This window comes from Pseudomonas sp. FSL R10-2189 (assembly GCF_009600325.1).
In the GTDB taxonomy this organism is placed as follows: domain Bacteria; phylum Pseudomonadota; class Gammaproteobacteria; order Pseudomonadales; family Pseudomonadaceae; genus Aquipseudomonas; species Aquipseudomonas helleri.
In genome coordinates this window covers 1-1,285 of the sequence record NZ_WIVZ01000099.1, presented here as the reverse complement: position 1 = coordinate 1,285, position 1,285 = coordinate 1, and the positions used below count along the sequence as shown (strand labels likewise).

At 54.7% G+C, this 1,285-nt stretch carries 1 protein-coding gene; it reads right to left on the bottom strand.

Annotated features, from left to right (window positions below):
* Nucleotides 1-51: 51 nt before the first annotated feature.
* Nucleotides 52-1,197 (bottom strand): IS481 family transposase, encoded by a 1,146-nt coding sequence (locus GHO32_RS26030; RefSeq protein WP_368668536.1) that lies wholly within the window; start codon nt 1,195-1,197, stop codon nt 52-54.
* Nucleotides 1,198-1,285: the final 88 nt, after the last annotated feature.

Here is a 1,285-nt window from a genome sequence, read left to right as displayed (position 1 = left end):
TGTATGGACCGGGGACATAGCGAACACTTTGTTCGGAGACATAGCGAACAGTTAACGAAGCTTTTTCCCTGATATTACAACCCCGGTCACTCTGTCAATTTGCGCAATACGATGACTTCCCCAGAAGACATCGTATTGCCCATCCTCAACACTCTCTCGTACACCTACACGCTCGCCTTTAAAGCCTTTGCCGAGCCTCCAGGGCTGACCCTGCCAGTAGATCTCACCTTTAGCCTGCACCTTCCGCACATGAAACTCAGCACCGTACTCGATGGCAGGTAGCACCTCCTGATACTCGCGTGCGCTGAGCGTATAGCGAGACGCTGGTACCTGCATGCCTATGCCGCCGTGCGGACGCTCGTAGTTGTAGATCTTGCGCCATTCGTCCAGCGTGAACTGTGCGCTGGGCAGGTCAATCAGGCACAAACCCTTAAAAACCTCCCTGATCATGCTGCGATGCTGTCTTTCCAGCTTGCCCTGGGTTTGAGGGTGATAGGGGCGTGAGTGGCTCACCCTTATTCCCTGACGCATGATCCAGATTTCCAGCCCTGTATACGCATCAGGCTCGTCGCCCCACGGCGCCCCGTTGTCCATCGTCATGCGCTTAGGTAGCCCGTAATGGCGGAACGCATTGATCAAATGGGCCTGCACGGTATTGCGCTGCTCGTTGCCACAGGCGGCGATCGTTAAAAAGAAACGCGAGTGGTCATCCAGAAGAGTCAATGGATGGCAGCGACCCGTACGCATGGGCACATGGCCTTTAAAGTCCATTTGCCACAGATCATTGGGCTGCTCGTGCTCAAATCTGATGAAAGGTTTGACCAGGCCGGCATGAGGGTCGATGCGCTCATTGCGCTTGAGAATGGCATGAACCGTACTGGCTGCAGGCATGTTGCTGCCGCGCCGCTCAAGGCATCCCTTGATCTTGCGCGCTCCCCAGCCGGTGTGCTCGATATTGAGCGCCAGTATCTGCTTCTCAGACTCTTGAGCAGTTCGATTAGGCGAACTGTGGGGGCGGCGGGACCGATCTCTCAACCCGTCTTTACCCTCACATTGGAAACGCTTGAGCCATTTATAGGCAGTGGTGCGGCCAATATTGAACTGCTCGCACAATGCAGTGATGTTAGCGCCCTCAGCCAAAGCCAAAGCGACGAATTCGAGACGAAGATCCATGGCGGACACCTCTTTCCAGGACACATCACACCTCCTAAGGGGTCAATGTGTCCTATTAAAAGTGTTCGCGATGTCTCCGAACATTGTGTTCGCTATGTCCCCGGTCCATACA